Source organism: Streptomyces sp. NPDC059247, assembly GCF_042754005.1.
Lineage (GTDB): Bacteria > Actinomycetota > Actinomycetes > Streptomycetales > Streptomycetaceae > Streptomyces.
In genome coordinates, this window is the sequence record NZ_JBHYZW010000002.1 from 46,057 (window position 1) to 65,547 (window position 19,491).

Here is a 19,491-nt window from a genome sequence, read left to right on the forward strand (position 1 = left end):
CAGGCGCCACAAGGGACACGCCCGAAACGGCCTCAGCCGTAGCCGAGGGCGTGCAGCCGTTCGTCGTCGATGCCGAAGTGGTGGGCGATCTCGTGCACCACGGTGATCTCGGTCTCCGCGACGACGTCCTCGCGCGACTCGCACATGCGCAGCGTCGGCCCCCGGTAGATCGTGATCCGGTCCGGCAGCACCCCGGCGTACCACTCCCCCCGTTCGGTCAGCGGCGTCCCCTCGTACAACCCGAGCAGCTCGGGATCGTCGGGGGCGGGCTCGTCCTCGACGAACACCGCGACGTTGTCCATCAACCGCGTCAGCTCGGGCGGAATCCGGTCCAGCGCCTCGGCGACAAGCTCCTCGAACTCCTCGCGCGTCATCTCCAGCACGGACCCATTCTCCCCCCGCCGGAAACCGTTTTGGCGATAGCGCCCGCCATCCCATATGCTTCTCACGTCCCCGAGGCGCTGCGAAGCGCCCAGGTGAGCCTCTGGCCCTCATCGTCTAGTGGCCCAGGACGCCGCCCTTTCAAGGCGGTAGCACGGGTTCGAATCCCGTTGGGGGCACGCACAACCCTGTGCGAGACTGGTTCTCGCACAACATATGGCTCTGTGGAGCAGTTGGTTAGCTCGCCACCCTGTCAAGGTGGAGGTCGCGGGTTCAAGTCCCGTCAGAGTCGCTGAGACTGGAAACAGTCTCGTGGCTGGGTAGCTCAGTTGGTACGAGCGATCGCCTGAAAAGCGATAGGTCGCCGGTTCGATCCCGGCCCCAGCCACACGACAGAAGGCCCCGTTCGAGAGAACGGGGTCTTTTTCGTGTCCGGACGGCACCGGGACGGCCCGGTCCGGGACACCGGAGACCCGGACCGCCGAGACCGGGACTCTGCCGAGCCCCGGAGCGGTCCGGACGGGGAGCACCGGACGGAAGAGGGGCCGGTACGGGGAGGAGCCGGGCGCCTCCCTTGAGCACCGTCACGCCCCTCCCCTGAGCACCGTCACGCCCCTTCCCGCTCCTGCTCCCCCTGCCGCCGCCCCCGCCTGCCCCGCACCGCGAGCACCAGCGCCACCACGGCCACCACCGCGACCAGCAGCGCCCAGTCCGGGACCGCCCTGCCGAGGGAGGCCACCCGCTGCTCCACCGCGAACGACTCGTCCACCGACAGCAGCCCCGGCAGCGCGGTCGTCCCGTCGAAGACCAGGAACAGCGCCCCGAGGGCCACGAAGAACAGCCCCGAGAGCACCGAGGTGGAGTGCAGCGTGAACCGGCCGAGCCGCAGCGCGCGACCGCGCAGCCAGGACCGCCGCCCCAGGTCGTAGCGCTCCCAGAGCAGCGCGAGGACGAACAGCGGGACCGCCATGCCCAGCGCGTACACCGCGAGGAGCAGTCCCCCGTACGCCGGGCTGCCGCTCAGCGCCGCCACCGTCAGGACGCTGCCCAGGATGGGGCCCGCGCAGAAGCCGGCCAGGCCGTAGACCAGACCGAGGGCGTAGACGGAGAACGCCGACGTGGGCCTGATGCGACCGCTCGCCTCGGCGATCCGGCGGGAGGCGAAGCCGAGACCCAGGATCTGGAGGACCCCGAGCCCGACGATCAGCCAGCCGCCGACGGTGACCAGCAGGTCCCGGTGGCCGTAGAAGAGGCGGCCCGCGAAGGACCCGGCCGCGCCGAGCGGGACGAGCGTGGTCGCCAGACCCGCGTAGAGGATGCCGGTCCTCGCCACCAGCTTCGCGCGCGTGTCGACGGAGTACGCGAAGAACGCCGGGAGCAGCAGGGCGCTGCACGGGCTGAGGAGGGCGAGCAGTCCGCCGAGGAACGCGGCGAAGTAGCCGATGCCGGAGGTCACTGTCCGGCCCCGGAGGACTCCGGGGTGCCGGGCTTCCCGGGAGTGCCCTTCGGGGCGTTCTCCGGGGTGTTCTTCGGGGCGCTCTCAGGAGTGTTCTTCGCCGCCTTCGCCGCCTTCGCCGCCGCCTCGATGGCCTCGGTGAAGGTCTCCAGGGGCTGGGCGCCCGCGATGGGACGGCCGTTGACCAGGAAGGACGGGGTGGAGGTCGCGCCCAGGGAGTAGCCCTGCTCCTGGTCGGCGCGGACGGCCGCGCGGGCCGCCTCCCCCTCGGTGTCCCGGGCGAACCGGGCCGCGTCGGGTACGCCCGCCTCCCGCGCGAGGGCGGTCAGCCGCTCCTTCCCGAAGCCCTTCTCCTTGGCGCCGTCCGCGTAGGCGGCCCGGTGGAACTCCCAGAACCGGCCCTGCTGCCCGGCGGCCCAGGAGGCGCGGGCGACGGCCTCCGACTCGGCGCCGAAGATCGGGAAGTTCCGCCACTCGATGCGCAGGACGCCCTCGTCGACGTACTTCTCCACCAGGAGCGGTTCGGTGTCCCGGGCGAACTTCCCGCAGTAGCCGCACTTGAAGTCGGCGTACTCGACGAGCACCACGGGCGCGTCGGCGCGGCCGAGGGCGAGCTTGTCGGCGGGGTCGCGGCGGGCGTACGCCTCCAGCTCGGCGTAGACCCCGGCGGACGGGTCCACGGAGACGTCGGCGACCGGGGAGGAACCGGAGGCGCCGGGGGCCGGGGGCTTGGTCGCGGTGTACGAGACGAGGCCGAGCAGCGCGGCGGCGGCGGCCACCCCGGAGACGACGGCGATCCGCCGGGACCGTGACCCGGCCGGGGACTTGGCCGGGGACTTGGGGGCGGCCTTCTTGGGCGTGGGCTTGGACTTGGGCGTGGACATGCGGAAGCGCTCCTGGACACGGAGAAGGGGACGGGAGGACGGAGGCGGAGTGCGGCCGTCCGTCTACACCCTCAGGACGGAGAGCTCCACGGGAGACGGGGGTACGCGCGCGGGTGGCTCCCGTCCCGGCGGGACCGGCGGGGCGTCCGCCCCGGGGTGCCGGGCGCCGGGCACCGTACGGTCGGCGGCGAGCGCGGGCAGCACCTCGGCGAAGCCGTGCGCGCGCGGCGGCAGGACCGGCCGGGCGGCCCCCTCGCTCCCGGACCGCCCCGGGCCGTCACAACCGGGCACCCCCAGGCCCTCTCCGACGACCGCGCGGGCCCCGGCGGGCCCCGGCGTACGGGCGGAGGAGGACCGGACGGCGGGGACCTCCGTGAGGAGATCCGCACGGACGGCGGAGGTCCGGACGGTACGGCCCCCGACCGGTCCGGCAGCCGTACGCGCCGCCGCCGCCCTGGGAGCATCCGCCCCAGCAGGGGCATCCGCCCCGGCAGACACATCCACCCCGGCAGGGGCATCCGACCCGATGGGCACATCCGGTCCGGAAGGAGCATCCGCCCCACCGGACACACCCGTCCTGGCAGACGCACCCGTCCCGGCGGACACGTCCGTCCCAGCAGCCACGTCAGCCCCGGTGGCCATGCCCGTACGGGCCTCGGAGGCGCCCGCCCCGGCGGCGGGACCGGCGGCGGGACCGGCCCGGAGGGCGGTCGGTGCGGGGCGGATCGTCGGGCCGCAGGTCAGCAGCAGACCCAGCACCAGGGCCGCGAGGGCGGCGAAAGCCACCGGCCCACGGGCGGTGCGGAACATGCGAAACCTCTCCGGTCCGGTCGACGTGTCCGAAATAGTACGCACCCGTGCCGCCACGCCCGGGGACGCCGCCCGTAAATCGGTTCGCCGCTTCTCGGCCGCAGGTGCGATCCTGGACGCCGTATGTCTACTTCCTTCGCCGCCCTCCAGTCCGTCCTGGCCGAGGTCTCGCTGCGGGACTCCCACCGGCTCGGCCGCCGTCTCGAAGGCGCCCGCCGCATCCGCAAGCCCGAGGCCCGCGCGGCCGTCCTGGACGAGATCGCCGCCGAGGCGGCCACGGCCAAGGAGCGCGTCGACGGGCGCGCCGCCCGCGTGCCCCCGGTCACCTACCCCGAACAGCTCCCCGTCTCGCAGAAGAAGGACGAGATCCTGGAGGCGATACGCGACCACCAGGTCGTGATCGTCGCCGGTGAGACGGGCTCCGGGAAGACCACCCAGATCCCCAAGATCTGTCTGGAGCTCGGCCGGGGCGTCCGGGGCATGATCGGGCACACCCAGCCCCGCCGGATCGCCGCCCGCACGGTCGCCGAGCGGATCGCCGAGGAACTGCGGACCCCGCTGGGCGAGGCCGTCGGCTGGAAGGTCCGCTTCACCGACCAGGTGAACCCCGAAGCGACCTTCGTGAAGCTGATGACCGACGGCATCCTGCTCGCCGAGGTCCAGACCGACCGCGAGCTGCGCGCCTACGACACGATCATCATCGACGAGGCCCACGAGCGGTCCCTCAACATCGACTTCCTGCTCGGCTATCTGGCCCAGCTGCTCCCCAGGCGCCCCGACCTCAAGGTCGTGATCACCTCCGCGACCATCGACCCGGAGCGTTTCTCCCGCCACTTCGGCGACGCCCCGATCGTCGAGGTCAGCGGGCGTACGTATCCCGTCGAGGTCCGCTACCGGCCGCTGCTCGAAGAGGACTCCGAGGACGCGGACCGCGACCAGATCACCGCGATCTGCGACGCCGTCGACGAACTCCGGAAGGAAGGACCCGGCGACGTCCTGGTCTTCCTCTCCGGTGAGCGCGAGATCCGGGACACCGCCGACGCGCTGGAGAAGCGGAAGCTGTCCGGCACCGAGGTCCTCCCGCTCTACGCGCGCCTCTCGCACGCCGAGCAGCACCGGGTGTTCCAGGCGCACTCCGGGCGCCGGATCGTCCTCGCCACGAACGTCGCCGAGACCTCCCTGACCGTCCCCGGCATCAAGTACGTGATCGACCCGGGAACCGCCCGGATCTCCCGCTACTCGCACCGCACGAAGGTGCAGCGGCTCCCGATCGAACCGGTCAGCCAGGCCAGCGCCAACCAGCGCAAGGGCCGCTGCGGCCGTACCTCCGACGGCATCTGCGTCCGGCTGTACTCGGAGGACGACTTCCTCACCCGCCCCGAGTTCACGGACGCGGAGATCCTCCGTACGAACCTGGCCTCCGTCATCCTCCAGATGACCGCCGCCGGGCTCGGCGAGATCGAGAAGTTCCCCTTCATCGACCCGCCGGACCACCGCAACATCCGGGACGGCGTACAGCTCCTCCAGGAACTGGGCGCGATCGAAGCGGCGGAGAAGTCCCCCCAGGAGGGGAAGCAGGAGGGGAAGCAGGAGGGGAAGCAGGAGGGGAAGCAGGAGGGGAAGAGGGGGCAGCGGCTGACCCCGGAGGGCCGCAAGCTCTCCCAGCTGCCCGTGGACCCGAGGCTCGCCCGGATGGTCCTGGAGGCCGACCGCAACGGCTGCGTCCGCGAGGTCATGGTCATCGCGGCGGCGCTCTCCATCCAGGACCCGCGCGAGCGGCCCTCCGAGAAGCAGGCGCAGGCCGACCAGCAGCACGCCCGGTTCAAGGACGAGACGAGCGACTTCCTCGCCTATCTGAACCTGTGGCGGTACGTCCGCGAGCAGCAGAAGGAGCGCGGCTCGTCCTCGTTCCGCCGGATGTGCAAGCAGGAGTACCTGAACTTCCTCCGCATCCGCGAGTGGCAGGACATCTACAGCCAGCTGCGGACGGTCGCCAAGCAGATGGGCATCCACCTCAACGAGGAGGACGCGCCGGAGCAGTCCGTGCACGTGTCCCTGCTGGCGGGTCTGCTCAGCCACATCGGTCTGAAGGACGTCAAGGAGTCCAAGGACGGGGCGAAGGACAACACCCGCCGGGAGGGCGGCCGGAACGAGTACCTGGGCGCGCGGAACGCCAAGTTCGCGCTCTTCCCCGGCTCGGCGCTCTTCAAGAAGCCCCCCCGGTTCGTCATGTCCGCCGAACTGGTGGAGACCTCCCGCCTGTGGGCCCGGGTCAACGCGCGGATCGAACCCGAGTGGATCGAACCGCTCGCCCAGCACCTGGTGAAGAAGACGTACAGCGAACCGCACTGGGAGAAGGACCAGGCGGCCGTCATGGCCTTCGAGAAGGTCACCCTGTACGGCGTCCCGATCGTCACCGACCGCAAGGTGAACTACGGCCGGATCGACCCCGAGGTCTCCCGCGACCTGTTCATCAGGAACGCGCTCGTCGAGGGCGACTGGCGCACCCACCACAAGTTCTTCGCGGACAACCGCAAGCTGCTCACCGAGGTCGAGGAGCTGGAACACCGGGCCCGCCGCCGGGACATCCTCGTCGACGACGAGACCCTCTTCGACTTCTACGACAAGCGCGTCCCCGAGCACGTCGTGTCCGGCGCCCACTTCGACTCCTGGTGGAAGCACAAGCGCCACGAGGAGCCGGAGTTCCTCGACTTCGAGCGCGAGATGCTCATCAACGAGAAGGCGGGGGCGGTCACCAAGGACGACTATCCGGACTCCTGGCGGCAGGGCCCGCTGAAGTTCCGGGTGACGTACCAGTTCGAGCCCGGCGCGGACGCCGACGGCGTGACCGTCCACATCCCCCTCCAGGTCCTCAACCAGGTCACCGACGAGGGCTTCGAGTGGCAGATCCCGGGGCTGCGCGCCCAGGTCGTCACGGAGCTGATCCGCTCCCTGCCGAAGCCGATCCGCCGCCACTACGTCCCCGCGCCCGACTTCGCGGGCCGCTTCCTCGACACCGTGGTGCCCGTGCAGGAGCCGCTGACGGGCGCGCTCGCCCGCGGTCTCCAGCGGATGGTCGGCGTCCCCGTCACCCCCGAGGACTTCGACTGGGCGAAGGTCCCCGAGCACCTCAAGGTCACCTTCCGGATCGTCGACGAGCGGCGCCGGAAGGTCGCCGAGGACAAGGACCTGGAGGCGCTCCGCCTCCAGCTGCGTCCCAAGGCCCGTCAGGCCCTCTCCCAGGCCGCCGCGGCGGCCACCGGCGGCCCGGACGGCTCCGGGCCCTCCCTGGAGCGCACGGGGCTCACCGACTGGACCATCGGGACGCTCACCAAGGTCTTCGAGACCCGGCGGGCGGGCCAGCCGGTCAAGGCGTACCCGGCGCTCGTCGACGAGGGCGCGACCGTCGCCGTCCGGCTCTTCGACACGGAGGCCGAGCAGGAGCGGGCGATGTGGCGGGGCACCCGGAAGCTGATCATGCTGAACATCCCGGTGAACCCGGCGAAGTTCGCCTCGGACAAGCTGACCAACCAGCAGAAGCTGGCCCTGTCGGCGAACCCGCACGGCACGATCCAGGCCCTCTTCGACGACTGCGCCACCGCGTCCGCGGACAGGCTGATCGCGGACCACGGCGGCCCTGCCTGGGACGAGGAGTCCTTCCGGAAGCTGTACGACAAGGTCCGCGCGGACCTGGTGGACACGACGGTGCGGACGGTGGGCCAGGTCCAGCAGATCCTGGCGGCCTGGCAGGCGTGCGAGCGGCGGCTGAAGTCCGCGAACAGCCCGGCGCTGCTGCCGAACCTGCGGGACGTACGGGCGCAGCTCGACCGGCTGGTGCCGGCCGGCTTCGTGACCCTGACCGGGCTGAAGCGGCTCCCCGACCTGATGCGCTATCTGGTGGCGGTGGACCGGCGGCTCCAGCAGATGCCGACCGGGGTCCAGCGGGACACCACCCGGATGGAGAAGGTCCAGGAGATGCAGGACGAGTACGCCTGGCTGCTCGAACAGCTCCCGAAGGGGCGCCCGGTGCCGTCCGAGGTCACCGACATCCGCTGGATGATCGAGGAGCTGCGGGTGAGCTACTTCGCCCATGCCCTGGGCACGGCGTACCCCGTGTCGGACAAGCGGATCGTGAAGGCGATCGACGCGGCGGCCCCCTGAGGGGCCCGGTCGTCGGCGAGTTCGACCGCACCCGCTGACCTGGGGTACAGTCATCCTCGCAGCCGCTTACAAGGGGTTGCGAGCAAGGTCCTGTGGAGCAGTTGGTTAGCTCGCCACCCTGTCAAGGTGGAGGTCGCGGGTTCAAGTCCCGTCAGGATCGCCCTCCGAAAGGCCCGCATCGTGAGATGCGGGCCTTTCTTCGTGTCCGCTTCCTTGACGGGGCCGGGCGGCCACCGGTACCCCGTACTTCAGGGAAACGGGGCCCCACACCGGAGGTGGCGCATGGCCGCGGCGTCCATGGCACGGCACGACACCAGAGCACTGCTGCGCGCCCATCTGGCCGCCGCCGCACGCCTCGGACATCTGACGCGCCACTGCGCGGTCTGCCACCGGCTCCTGAGGCTCGCCCTGGAGGGCGGAGAGGGGCCGGAAGCCGTCGGGTACGGGCGGAAGGACCCCGGGCCCCCGAACCCCTCCGTGCCGTCCGTACGGGCCGCGCCGCCGGAGCCCCGCGAATCCTCCGGGACTTCCGGGTCCCCGGGGTCCTCCGGGTCCGGCGACTCCCCCGACTCCGGTGGCTCCGGTGGCCCGAGTGATTCCGGTGATCCCCGTGGCCCCGGAGGCCCTGGTGACCCCGGGGACGAAAGTCCTGTCCGCCGGTGACCAACGGCGGGTCGAGCGCGCTCCCCGGAGTGGGAGGCTGTTCTTTGGCAAGGCTTCGCCAGTGTGACGGGTGTCACTGAAAGAGTTTTAGAAACCGCTTCACTTACACCCTTCCTACACCAGCACGATTTAATATGTGCAATTGCACCACCAGGAACAGAGTAGCGCCGGGCACAAAAGAAGATCGCGCCAGACCCGGCGGAGTCCAGCGCGATCGGTGGCGGAGTCCTGTTGGGGCAGGAGTTCGCCGGCAGAGCTAGGGGTGGGCGACCGGATTGGGGGATCCGGACGGGCCCGGTGTTACGGGTGGTGCGGGGTGTGCGCGACCTCAGGCCTCGCTGCGCTGCTGCGGAATACCCGCCAGCAGGGCGCGGACCTCAGCCTCGCGGTAGCGGCGGTGCCCACCCAGGGTGCGGATGGACGTGAGCTTCCCGGCCTTCGCCCAACGGGTCACCGTCTTCGGGTCCACGCGGAACATCGTGGCAACCTCGGCAGGGGTCAGCAGCGGCTCGGCATCAGGGGTGCGAGCGGTCATGAGCGGCCTCCTCGGGAGAACCGAACCAATCTCGGTTCTTTCCTCTAAATTCTGCACCTTGACCCGCGTTGCCCGAAATGGCAGAAGCGGGCCGAGTCGGTTATAGGACGAACGGCTTGTCCTCGGCACTACAACTACACCATCCGTCCAGCCACGTCGGCCAAACCGATGGAATTGCCCTCGCAGGTGTTCATCAGCGGCGGAAGTCGATGGACCATGCCATAACGGACAGTCACGCGACTGTGACGATCAGTCACAGAGCGATCAGGAGTCCTCAGACCCCCCATAGAGCGCAATGTCGAGCGTTCCGCCCATAGATGGACGGAAGGAACCCTCCCCGGACTCCTTGTCCTATTTTGGCACGAGGGTGGGCGATGGGCGCAAGGGTGCGTTAAGTGCTGTCCGTCACGCTTGAGCCAAAGGCCCGGATCGGGACCAACGGCCCCGCCCGGCAGGTGCCGAAGGACCCGGACACCACCGCGCGACCAGAACCGGCCACCCGGAACATCCACGTCCTGAAGATCATTTACACCGGTCGGACATGTCTTGTCGATACCGACCTGACGAAGATGCCCGACTGATGTCAGTTCGCGAACCTCAGCTCCCTGACGATCCGCCAGCGCTCGGCCAGCCGCCCGTACGCCTCGCCCGCCGCCTCGGTGTCCCCCTCCCGCAGCGCCGCGAACCCCTCCGCGAGCTGCGCGGCCGACCGGTCGCCCGCCAGCCACTCCTCGGGAACCGCGTGCACCAGACCGCCGAAGTCCAGCTCCACCAGGGCCCTCGGATGGAACTCCTCCAGCCAGCGCCCGACCTCGATCAGCCCCTCCGTCATCGGGCCCTCGTCGATCGACTCCCGCAGCGTCCGGAGCGCCCGCGCGAGCCGTCGGCGCGCCTGCGCCATCGTCGTCCGGTACCGCAGCACCGGAGCCCGGCCCTCCGCGCCCCCCTCCGCCGTTCCCTTCGCCCGCCCCGGCTCGTACTCCCGGTCCTCGTCCCCGAAGAGCGAGAACCACCGCAGCGGCACCTGCCACACCGCCGTACGGATCCACGGGCGCGCGTCCGGGTTCCGCTCCAGCCAGCGCTCGTGGTCCGCCGCCACCTGCGCCCGCACCACCGGCGGCAGCATCGCGTCCAGGACCGGCCCGGGGAACTGGTCCGCCAGCTCCCCGAGCGCCAGCCAGCCGCGCAGCCGGGTCCGCCACGGACAGATCACCACCACCCCGTCCAGCAGGGCCACGAAGGCGTCCGCGCTCTCGTGCACCGGCACCGGGACCGGCGGGGTCGGCAGCAGGTCGGCGAGGGACCCGCGCAGCTCGTCCTGCGCCCCCGGGGTGCGCGGGAGCCGCGCGTACCGGGCCCAGTGGCTCCGCTCCGGCTCGGGGAACGCGGCCAGCGGTTCGTACACCCGCAGATAGGACGCGTAGGGGACGAGGACCGAGGAGGCGACCGACATGTCGCGATCCTTCCACGGAGGTACCCCCCGAGGGGGTGATCCTGGGCACTGCCGCTGATCTACGCCCAGGTAGGACTTACCCTCGTGCCGAACTGGTCCTCCCCCACCCGTAGGGAGGCCCGAAACCGCCGCTTCGTACTTGGGAGTCACCACCGTGACCGATGTGACCGGCGTTCCTGCTGACGTACTGCGCACCCTGTTCCACTCGGAGCAGGGTGGCCACGAGCAAGTCGTGCTCTGCCAGGACCGCGCAACCGGCCTCAAGGCCGTCATCGCCCTCCACTCCACCGCCCTGGGCCCGGCCCTCGGCGGCACCCGCTTCTACCCCTACGCCACCGAGGCGGAGGCGGTCGCCGACGCCCTCAACCTGGCGCGGGGCATGTCGTACAAGAACGCCATGGCCGGTCTCGACCACGGCGGCGGCAAGGCCGTCATCATCGGCGACCCGGAGCAGATCAAGACCGAGGAGCTCCTCCTCGCCTACGGACGGTTCGTCGCCTCCCTCGGCGGCCGGTACGTCACGGCCTGCGACGTCGGCACCTACGTCGCCGACATGGACGTCGTCGCCCGCGAGAACCGGTGGACCACCGGCCGCTCCCCCGAGAACGGCGGCGCGGGCGACTCCTCCGTCCTCACCGCCTTCGGCGTCTTCCAGGGGATGCGCGCCTCCGCGCAGAGCCTGTGGGGCGACCCGACCCTGCGGGGCCGCAAGGTCGGCGTCGCGGGCGTCGGCAAGGTCGGCCACCATCTGGTCGAGCACCTCCTGTCGGACGGCGCCGAGGTCGTCGTCACCGATGTCCGCGAGGAGTCGGTGCGCCGGATCACCGACCGGCACCCCCAGGTGACCGTGGTCGCCGACACCGAGGCGCTGATCCGCGTCGAGGGCCTGGACATCTACGCGCCCTGCGCGCTCGGCGGCGCCCTGAACGACGAGACCGTGCCGGTCCTCACCGCGAAGATCGTCTGCGGCGCGGCCAACAACCAGCTCGCCCACCCCGGCGTCGAGAAGGACCTCGCGGACCGGGGCATCCTCTACGCGCCCGACTACGTGGTCAACGCCGGTGGCGTGATCCAGGTCGCCGACGAGCTGCACGGCTTCGACTTCGACCGCTGCAAGGCGAAGGCGACGAAGATCTTCGACACCACCCTGGAGATCTTCGCACGTGCGAAGTCCGACGGGATTCCGCCGGCCGCGGCGGCCGACCGGATCGCGGAGCGGCGGATCGCGGACGCCCGGCTCGTCTGAGCCGCGCACGGACCGGCCCGCCGCCCGGGGCGCGGAGGAGGCCACGACGGGGACCCTGGCGGGGGCCCGTGGCGAGACTTCCCTCACGCCCTTCGGCGGGTCGGCCCTCAAGAAGAGGTTAAAATCGCGATTGACCAGCGAGGGAAGGGCACCTCGATGGTTCTGTACCGGGGTATGTGATGCGCGCGGCGTACCGTAGACCCGCGGAAACAGGTACCGTTGAAGCCCTACGGGCCGGTCTCTCTGTCGAGAGTCCGTTCCGACTCATGAACGCGTGTCAAGACTCTGGGGCCGACGAGCCCCGTCACCGAGGGGGTCGAGCCATGGGGCGCGGCCGGGCAAAGGCCAAGCAGACCAAGGTCGCCCGCCAGCTGAAGTACAGCAGCGGCGGGACGGACCTGACGCGTCTGGCCAATGAGCTGGGCGCTTCGACTTCGAACCAGCCGCCGAATGGCGAGCCGTTCGAGGACGACGACGACGAGGAAGACGACCCGTACGCCCAGTACGCGGATCTCTACAACGAGGACGACGAGGACGAGGACGACGAGTCCGGTCCGAGTGGTGCGTCCCCGCGTCGCGCTTGACCTTCTGAACCACCGAAACCCGGTCCGGGACCACCCGGCCGGGTTTCCGTGCTGTCCGCACGCCCTCGTGCCCGGGACCGGACGCGACGCCGTGTCCACGGTCTGTGGACACAGCCTGTGTCCACAGATCTGTGTCCACGGCCCGGGGCGCCCCCGCGCCTCCCCGGACTGGCACGTCCCGTCCTCGTGGCGTCCGGTACCGGACGCGTCCCCGTGTCCGTACGGAGGGACCGGGCGCGGGCACCCCGTACGGGAGGCACGGCCCCCAGGCGTCGGACGGGGGTGTCACGCGGACGGGGCGCCCCTCAGGAGCGCCCCGTCGCGTACCGCTTGCGTCCCGCCTACCGCGCGTAGTCCCCGACCAGCTCGGCGCCCGTGGTGTGGTCGCCGCGCCCGGTGATCTCGCCCGCCACCCAGGACTCGACCCCGCGGTCCGCGAGCGTCGTCAGGGCCGCGTCGACGGAGTCGGCGGGGACGACGGCCATCATGCCGACGCCCATGTTCAGGGTCTTCTCCAGCTCCAGGCGCTCCACCCGGCCGGCCGTGCCGACCAGGTCGAAGATCGCGCCCGGCGCCCAGCTCGAACGGTCCACGACGGCGTGCAGGCCGTCCGGGACCACCCGCGCCAGGTTGGCCGCGAGGCCACCGCCCGTGATGTGGCTGAAGGCGTGGACCTCCGTGGTCCTGGTGAGGGCCAGGCAGTCGAGGGAGTAGATCTTCGTGGGCTCCAGGAGTTCCTCGCCCAGCGTCCGGCCCAGCTCCTCGACCCGCTGGTCGAGGCTCATCCCGGCGCGGTCGAAGACCACGTGCCGGACGAGCGAGTACCCGTTGGAGTGAAGCCCGGAGGAGGCCATGGCGATGACCGCGTCCCCCTCGCGGATGCGGTCGGGGCCGAGCAGCCGGTCGTGTTCCACCACGCCGGTACCGGCGCCCGCGACGTCGAAGTCGTCCGGGCCGAGGAGGCCCGGGTGCTCCGCCGTCTCGCCGCCGACCAGGGCGCAGCCCGCCAGGACGCAGCCCTCGGCGATGCCCTTGACGATGGCGGCGACCCGCTCCGGGTGGACCTTGCCCACGCAGATGTAGTCGGTCATGAAGAGCGGTTCGGCGCCGCAGACGACGATGTCGTCCATGACCATCGCGACGAGGTCGTGGCCGATGGTGTCGTACACGCCCAGCTGACGGGCGATGTCGACCTTCGTGCCGACGCCGTCGGTGGCGGAGGCGAGCAGCGGACGCTCGTAGCGCTTGAGGGCGGAGGCGTCGAAGAGTCCGGCGAAGCCGCCGAGGCCACCCAGGACCTCGGGGCGCCGCGTCTTCTTCACCCACTCCTTCATGAGCTCGACGGCGCGGTCGCCCGCTTCGATGTCGACGCCCGCGGACGCGTAGCTGGCACCAGTGGTCTCAGACATGGGTTGAGAGCTTTCGTGTCGTACTGCGGGGCGCAGCGGGGTGTGACGGGATTACGGGCGGCGGAGCGCGTCGGCGGCGGCCGTGGCCGCGGGACCGGCGGCCAGCTCGGTCTCCAGGAGCTGCTTTCCGAGCAGCTCGGGGTCCGGCAGTTCCATCGGGTACTCGCCGTCGAAGCAGGCACGGCAGAGGTTCGGCTTCTGGATGGTGGTCGCCTCGATCATCCCGTCGAGGGAGATGTACGAGAGCGAGTCCGCGCCCAGCGACTTGCCGATCTCCTCGATCGACATGCCGTTGGCGATCAGCTCCGCGCGGGTGGCGAAGTCGATGCCGAAGAAGCACGGCCACTTCACCGGCGGCGAGGAGATCCGGATGTGGATCTCGGCCGCGCCGGCCTCGCGGAGCATCTTGACCAGGGCCCGCTGGGTGTTGCCCCGGACGATCGAGTCGTCGACGACCACCAGGCGCTTGCCCTTGATGACGTCCTTGAGGGGGTTCAGCTTCAGCCGGATGCCGAGCTGGCGGATGGTCTGGGAGGGCTGGATGAAGGTGCGCCCGACGTAGGCGTTCTTCACCAGACCGGCACCGAAGGGGATGCCCGAGGCCTCGGCGTAGCCGATGGCGGCGGGAGTGCCGGACTCCGGCGTCGCTATGACCAGGTCGGCCTCGGCGGGCGCCTCCTTCGCGAGGCGGCGGCCCATCTCCACCCGGGAGAGGTACACGTTCCGGCCCGCGATGTCGGTGTCCGGGCGAGCCAGGTACACGTACTCGAAGACACAGCCCTTGGGCTTCGCTTCCGCGAATCGCGAGGTGCGGATGCCGTTCTCGTCGATCGCGATCAGCTCGCCGGGCTCGACCTCGCGGACGTAGCTGGCGCCGCAGATGTCGAGGGCGGCGGACTCGGACGCGACCACCCAGCCGCGCTCCAGTCGGCCGAGGACCAGCGGGCGGATGCCCTGCGGGTCACGGGCCGCGTAGAGCGTGTGCTCGTCCATGAAGACGAGGGAGAAGGCGCCCCGGACCTCGGGGAGGACCTTCGCGGCGGCCTGCTCGATGGTGAGCGGCGTGCCGTCCTCGTCCGACTGGCCCGCGAGGAGCGCGGTGACCAGATCGGTGTCGTTGGTGGCGGCGACGCGAGTCGTCCGGCCTTCCCTCTTGGGCAGGTCGGCGACCATTTCGGCGAGCCGCGCCGTGTTCACCAGGTTGCCGTTGTGGCCGAGCGCGATGGAGCCGTGGGCGGTGGCCCTGAACGTCGGCTGCGCGTTCTCCCACACGGACGCCCCGGTGGTCGAGTAGCGGGCGTGACCGACCGCGATATGACCTTGGAGGGAACCGAGAGAGGTCTCGTCGAAGACCTGGGACACGAGGCCCATGTCCTTGAAGACGAGGATCTGGGAGCCGTTGCTGACCGCGATACCCGCGGATTCCTGGCCCCGATGCTGGAGGGCGTAGAGCCCGAAGTACGTGAGCTTTGCGACCTCTTCACCCGGAGCCCAGACACCGAAGACGCCACAAGCGTCCTGGGGGCCTTTCTCACCGGGGAGCAAGTCGTGATTGAGTCGACCGTCACCACGTGGCACGTTGCCGAGTGTAGACGGGCTCGACCACTGGTCCGAATTGAGGAAATGCGGGGACGTCCGTACTCGTGCGATCGCACGAAATGATCGTTTCCGGCTCGGAGGGGCCCACACATCAGGCGCGGGAAGGGATTCCGGCCCACGGGCCCGGCCGGACGGACGCCCGTACCGGCCCGGACGACCCCCCGCGATGTGACGGAGTGCACCTTCCCGGGCCTGCGGGAGCCTTCGCCGGGCCCCGGGGACGATCACTCCTTCCGGGGCTTCTGGGAGGTTCCTCCCGAACGTCCGGGAGGGCCGGGTGGCGGTCGGGGAGCGGGGCGGTCGGGCCGCTGGCCCGGGGCGGGGGAGGGCCGGGCGCCTGTCCCGGGGAGCGGGAGAGCCGGGCCGCGCCGTCCCCGGGAGCGGGAGGGCCGGGTGCCCGACCCGGGAAGAGATGGTCGGGCCGTCGTCCCGGAGGGCGGGAGGGCCGGGCACCTGGCCCAAGGAAGGACGGTCGGGCTGCCGCCCCCGGGAGCGGGAGAGCCGGGTGTCTGCCCCAGGGGCCGGGAGAGCCGGGCGGGAGCGGGAAGCCGGGCGCCTGGCCCGGGGAGCGGGAGAGCCGGGCCACCGTTCCAGGGAAGGACGGTCGGGCCGCCACCCCCGGGAACGGGAAGAGCCGGGTGCCCGACCCAGGAAGGGGCGGTCGGGCCGTCGTCCCGGAGGGCGGGACGGTCGTTGACAGGTGCACGCGGCTTCCTCCAGGCTCACGTCCATGCAGCTCCCGCGTGACCGTTCGGTCACCCTCGTCCAGCGCCGACACGTGGACCTCGTCCGTGTCACCAGCGCTGCCTGTCGCTGCGCCTGACGCTCCTTCCGCTTCCCGGAGCCTCCGCTCCCCCCTCCGTGCCCCCGTGCCGTGCCGTCCCCGGCCGCCGGGTCCCGGAGCGTCCGCGCACGCCCGCTCCTCCCCCAGGAGACCCGTATGTCCACGCCCCCCGGGCGCCTGTCCCGCCGCGCCCTCGGCGGTGCCGCCGCCGGTGCCGCCGCGCTCGCCGCCGTCGGCACCGCCCCCGCCGAGGCCGCAGGTCCGGCCTCCCGCACCACCGGGGAACGCCCCTTCGCCGCCGCCCGCCCCCGCCGTCACTCCCGCCGCCCCAACATCCTCTTCGTCCTCGGCGACGACCTCGGCTGGGCCGACCTCTCCTCCTACGGCTCCCCCCACATCAGGACCCCGCACCTCGACCGGCTCGCCCGGCAGGGCGTCCGCTTCACCGACGCCTACTCCGGCTCCGCGACCTGCTCCCCGACCCGGTTCAGCCTCTACACCGGCCGTTACCCGGGCCGTACGAGGGGCGGGCTCGCCGAACCCATCGCCGACCGGTCCGTCGGCCTGGAGCCCACCCACCCCACGCTCGCCTCCCAGCTGCGCACCGCCGGTTACGCCACCGCCCTCATCGGCAAGTGGCACTGCGGCTACCTCCCCGACTACTCCCCCACCCGGTCCGGCTGGGACGAGTTCTTCGGCAACTTCGGCGGCGCCCTGGAGTACTACTCCAAGCTCGGGCTCTCCGGCGAGTACGACCTCTACGAGGGTGACGCGCCCTACCAGGACCTGCGCTACTACACCCGTGTCCTCACCGAGCGGGCGAGCGCCTACATCGAGGACCGCGAGCACGACCGGCCCTGGCTGCTCAACCTGAACTTCACCACCCCGCACTGGCCCTGGATCGCCGACGGCGACGAGGAGCTGAGCGCTGAGATCGTCCGCAGGATCAGGGCGGGCGACCGCTCCGCGCTCTGGCACCAGGACGGCGGTTCCGTCGAGAAGTACGCGCGGATGGTCGAGGACCTCGACCGCTCGGTCGGCCGGGTCCTCGACGCGCTGCGCCGCTCCGGCCAGGAACGCGACACCCTCGTCTTCTTCGCCAGCGACAACGGCGGCGAACGCTTCTCCTACAACTGGCCGCTCGCCGGGAACAAGGGCTCCCTCCAGGAGGGTGGCATCCGGGTGCCGTCGATCCTGCGCTGGCCCGCCCGGATCGACGGCGGCCAGGTCAGCGACCTGCCCGTCTTCACCCCCGACTGGACCGCCACCCTCCTCGAACTCGCCGGAGCCCGCGCCCATCCCGCGTACCCCCTCGACGGCACCAGCCTCGCCGGGTACCTGCTGCGCGGCGAGGAGGTGCCCGACCGGGACCTGTTCTGGCGGGTGCGCGGCGAACGGGCCCTGCGCCGGGGCGACTGGAAGTACTACCGGGGCAGGAACGGGCGCGACCAGCTCTTCGACCTGGGCACGGACGCCCGCGAACAGGCCGACCGGGCCACCGCCGAGCCCGCCCTCCTCGCCTCGCTCAGGACCTCCTGGGAACGGACGGACGCGGGGCTGCTGGCGTACTGAGCCGGGGGGCGGTTGTCGGGGATCGGGGGTGGGGCGGCCGTACGGGGATGCTCGTACGGGTCCGGGGGCGCCGCCCTGCCGGTTCCCGAGCCGCCCCCGCCCCTGCCCCCGCTTCCACTCCCGCTTCCCGCTAGCGGTCGCCCGGTTTCGCGGCCGTCGCCGTGAGGCCCTCGCCTGAGGCGTCGGTGAGGGTCAGGACGCGGTGGTCGAGCCGGTAGGTGAGCGGGCCGCCCAGCAGTTCGTACAGACGGGTCTCCAGCCGCATCCGCAGGCCCGTGCACATCATCCGGGTGGTCGCCACCGGGCCCTCGACCGTGAGGGTCCCGCCGGCGGTCCGGGCGGTCGCGGAGAAGTTGTTGCAGCCCAGGTTCCCGGTGACCCGGCCGTCCTCGCCGATCACCAGGCGCGCCTTCGTCCCGCTGTCCCCGGGCAGCGAGGACACCGTGGCCCCGGAGACCAGGCCGTCGATCCGCCAGGTCGTACCGCGCAGCGGGGCCGCCGGTTCGGCGGTCAGTTCGAGGACGTACCGGCCGTCGGGGGCGGTCAGGGTGAGGCGGGGGCCCTTCAGGGTTCCCCGGAGGGGTCCGGCGAAGGCCTTCGTCCACACGGTCTCGAAGCGCACGGCGTCCTCGGGACAGGCCGTCTCCGACTTATCCCGCGCGGAGACGGTGAGCGTGTCCCCGCTCAGGACGACATCGGACGCGAAGGCGTTGCAGCCGGTGCTGCCCCGGGCGGTCCCGTCCGTCCCGAAGTCGATCCGGGCGCCGTCCGGGGCGGCGGACCTGACTCCGTCGCTCGTCACGGCGCCGATCGTCCAGTGCGTACCGGCGACGGGCAGGTCGGGCGAGTCCGCGCCCGAGCCGCCTCCCCGGCCCCCCGCGCCGCCGCAGGCGGTAAGGAGCGCGACCAGGGCGGTGGCCACGAGGAGGCGCGGCGGCGCGTTCCGTCCCGGCCTCCGCCCCTGCCGTCGCTTCCGCTGTCGCGTCCGGCGCTGTGTCTGCCCCTGGGGCTGCGTCTGCTCCTGCGTCTGCTCCTGCATGGCGATGGGACGGATCGGGGTGCCCCCGGGTTCCCCTACGGGGCGCCCCGGAGCGCTCGGGGGCGCTTCCGGGGTCAGCCCATCAGGGGCAGGAGGTCCGTCAGATCGGCGCGTTCGCCGCTCGCGCGGACGTGCGCCGCGTCGAGTTCGGCGGCCCACCGCGTCCGCCCGGCCGCCAGCCTGATCCAGGTCAGCGGGTCCGTCTCCACCACGTTCGGCGGGGTGCCCCGGGTGTGCCGGGGGCCCTCGACGCACTGCACCACCGCGTACGGCGGGACCCGGACCTCGACCGCCCCGCCGGGGGCCCTCGCCGCGAGCGCGTCGGCGAGGAGCCGGGTGCAGGCGGCGAGGGCCTGGCGGTCGAACGGGATCCCCGCGCCGGTCGCCGCGTTCAGGTCGTCGGTGTGGACGACGAGTTCGACGGTCCTGGTGACGAGGAAGTCCGCGAGGCTCATCGGCCCGAAGCCCACCGGCAGCAGCCGCCCGTCGGGGGCGTCCGCGACCGCCCGCCCGTAATCCTCCGCCACGCGCGCGTAGAGCCCCGGCAGATCGGCGGCGTCGAGGCCCCGGGTGTGCGTGTCGATCCGTCCGGCCGCCCCGGCGGTCACGAACGGCCAGTCGAGCAGGGCCAGCCGGTCCTTCCCCGGCTCGGGCTCGGGCTCCGCCAGGAGCAGCGGCACGGAGTCGACCATCCACGCGAGGTGCGCCGCAAGGTCCCGGACCGTCCAGCCGCCGAGCCGGGTCGGCCCGTCGAGCTGGGCGGGCGTGAGAGCCCCGACGGCCTCCCGTACGTGCCCGAACTGGGCGAGCACGGCGGCCCTGGTCCTGGCGGAGTCGTAACTGCGGGTGCGCTTCTTGGCCGGTGGCATGGGGGCGAGGGTAGCCGGAGCGCGGGACCCGGCCGAGCCGCCGGGC

General features: G+C 71.8%; 16 protein-coding genes and 4 tRNA genes. 11 read left to right on the plus strand and 9 right to left on the minus strand.

The features are described from left to right. Window positions 1–32 precede the first annotated feature (32 nt). On the minus strand, window positions 33–383 hold the full coding sequence (locus ACFXGN_RS04060) for a metallopeptidase family protein (RefSeq protein WP_033208941.1): 351 nt from the start codon (window positions 381–383) through the stop codon (window positions 33–35). Between the two features lie 104 nt (window positions 384–487). Here ACFXGN_RS04060 and ACFXGN_RS04065 point away from each other — a divergent pair. From ACFXGN_RS04065 to ACFXGN_RS04075, 3 genes are all read left to right on the plus strand, one after another. Further along, window positions 488–560: transfer RNA gene (locus ACFXGN_RS04065), tRNA-Glu, on the plus strand. 39 nt (window positions 561–599) lie between these two features. Next, window positions 600–673, plus strand: a tRNA-Asp gene (locus tag ACFXGN_RS04070). Window positions 674–695: 22 nt separating this feature from the next. After that, window positions 696–769, plus strand: a tRNA-Phe gene (locus ACFXGN_RS04075). Between the two features lie 219 nt (window positions 770–988). On the opposite strand, the gene ACFXGN_RS04080 is transcribed toward ACFXGN_RS04075, so the two are convergent. After that, the gene (locus tag ACFXGN_RS04080) at window positions 989–1,837 is read right to left on the minus strand and encodes a cytochrome c biogenesis CcdA family protein (protein WP_384853202.1); all 849 of its coding nucleotides are present in this window, start codon (window positions 1,835–1,837) and stop codon (window positions 989–991) included. Beyond that, the gene (locus ACFXGN_RS04085; RefSeq protein ID WP_384853203.1) at window positions 1,834–2,721 is read right to left on the minus strand and encodes a DsbA family protein; all 888 of its coding nucleotides are present in this window, start codon (window positions 2,719–2,721) and stop codon (window positions 1,834–1,836) included. Before ACFXGN_RS04085 ends, ACFXGN_RS04080 begins: the two co-directional genes overlap by 4 nt. Before the next feature lie 933 nt (window positions 2,722–3,654). Between ACFXGN_RS04085 and hrpA the strand changes: the two genes are divergently transcribed. From hrpA to ACFXGN_RS04100, 3 genes are all read left to right on the plus strand, one after another. Then, window positions 3,655–7,692 carry an ATP-dependent RNA helicase HrpA gene (hrpA, locus tag ACFXGN_RS04090; protein ID WP_384853206.1) on the plus strand — a complete coding sequence of 1,346 codons (4,038 nt, stop codon included), beginning with the start codon at window positions 3,655–3,657 and terminating at the stop codon, window positions 7,690–7,692. A gap of 86 nt (window positions 7,693–7,778) precedes the next feature. Next, a tRNA-Asp gene (locus tag ACFXGN_RS04095) sits at window positions 7,779–7,852 on the plus strand. A 137-nt stretch (window positions 7,853–7,989) separates the two neighbouring features. Next, entirely contained in the window at window positions 7,990–8,355 is a 366-nt protein-coding gene (locus tag ACFXGN_RS04100; protein WP_384854471.1) for a DUF6274 family protein, read from the plus strand. Window positions 8,356–8,683: 328 nt separating this feature from the next. Here ACFXGN_RS04100 and bldC read toward each other — a convergent pair whose 3' ends face one another. Continuing rightward, window positions 8,684–8,890, minus strand: coding sequence for a developmental transcriptional regulator BldC (gene bldC / locus ACFXGN_RS04105; RefSeq protein ID WP_003949541.1), 207 nt, complete (start codon window positions 8,888–8,890; stop codon window positions 8,684–8,686). Window positions 8,891–9,285: 395 nt separating this feature from the next. Between bldC and ACFXGN_RS04110 the strand changes: the two genes are divergently transcribed. Next, window positions 9,286–9,471 carry a hypothetical protein gene (locus ACFXGN_RS04110; protein ID WP_384853209.1) on the plus strand — a complete coding sequence of 62 codons (186 nt, stop codon included), beginning with the start codon at window positions 9,286–9,288 and terminating at the stop codon, window positions 9,469–9,471. 2 nt (window positions 9,472–9,473) lie between these two features. On the opposite strand, the gene ACFXGN_RS04115 is transcribed toward ACFXGN_RS04110, so the two are convergent. Next, entirely contained in the window at window positions 9,474–10,343 is an 870-nt protein-coding gene (locus ACFXGN_RS04115; RefSeq protein ID WP_384853211.1) for a hypothetical protein, read from the minus strand. 154 nt (window positions 10,344–10,497) lie between these two features. Here ACFXGN_RS04115 and ACFXGN_RS04120 point away from each other — a divergent pair, with 154 nt between their 5' ends. After that, window positions 10,498–11,589 (plus strand): Leu/Phe/Val dehydrogenase, encoded by a 1,092-nt coding sequence (locus ACFXGN_RS04120; RefSeq protein ID WP_384853213.1) that lies wholly within the window; start codon window positions 10,498–10,500, stop codon window positions 11,587–11,589. Between the two features lie 323 nt (window positions 11,590–11,912). Further along, entirely contained in the window at window positions 11,913–12,173 is a 261-nt protein-coding gene (locus ACFXGN_RS04125; RefSeq protein WP_384853216.1) for a DUF3073 domain-containing protein, read from the plus strand. A gap of 341 nt (window positions 12,174–12,514) precedes the next feature. Here ACFXGN_RS04125 and purM read toward each other — a convergent pair whose 3' ends face one another. Further along, window positions 12,515–13,582 carry a phosphoribosylformylglycinamidine cyclo-ligase gene (purM, locus tag ACFXGN_RS04130; RefSeq protein WP_384853219.1) on the minus strand — a complete coding sequence of 356 codons (1,068 nt, stop codon included), beginning with the start codon at window positions 13,580–13,582 and terminating at the stop codon, window positions 12,515–12,517. A 51-nt stretch (window positions 13,583–13,633) separates the two neighbouring features. Beyond that, window positions 13,634–15,160 (minus strand): amidophosphoribosyltransferase, encoded by a 1,527-nt coding sequence (gene purF, locus ACFXGN_RS04135; RefSeq protein ID WP_384853222.1) that lies wholly within the window; start codon window positions 15,158–15,160, stop codon window positions 13,634–13,636. Window positions 15,161–15,911: 751 nt separating this feature from the next. Here purF and ACFXGN_RS04140 point away from each other — a divergent pair. Both ACFXGN_RS04140 and ACFXGN_RS04145 read left to right on the plus strand, forming a co-directional pair. After that, entirely contained in the window at window positions 15,912–16,004 is a 93-nt protein-coding gene (locus tag ACFXGN_RS04140; protein WP_366444853.1) for a putative leader peptide, read from the plus strand. Window positions 16,005–16,121: 117 nt separating this feature from the next. Next, window positions 16,122–17,537, plus strand: a complete 1,416-nt coding sequence (locus ACFXGN_RS04145; protein WP_384853225.1) for a sulfatase — start codon at window positions 16,122–16,124, stop codon at window positions 17,535–17,537. Window positions 17,538–17,667: 130 nt separating this feature from the next. On the opposite strand, the gene ACFXGN_RS04150 is transcribed toward ACFXGN_RS04145, so the two are convergent. Both ACFXGN_RS04150 and ACFXGN_RS04155 read right to left on the minus strand, forming a co-directional pair. Continuing rightward, window positions 17,668–18,576: an META domain-containing protein gene (locus ACFXGN_RS04150; RefSeq protein WP_384853228.1), complete on the minus strand. Its 909-nt coding sequence runs from the start codon at window positions 18,574–18,576 to the stop codon at window positions 17,668–17,670. A gap of 74 nt (window positions 18,577–18,650) precedes the next feature. Next, window positions 18,651–19,445: a sterol carrier family protein gene (locus tag ACFXGN_RS04155; RefSeq protein WP_384853230.1), complete on the minus strand. Its 795-nt coding sequence runs from the start codon at window positions 19,443–19,445 to the stop codon at window positions 18,651–18,653. Window positions 19,446–19,491 lie beyond the last annotated feature (46 nt).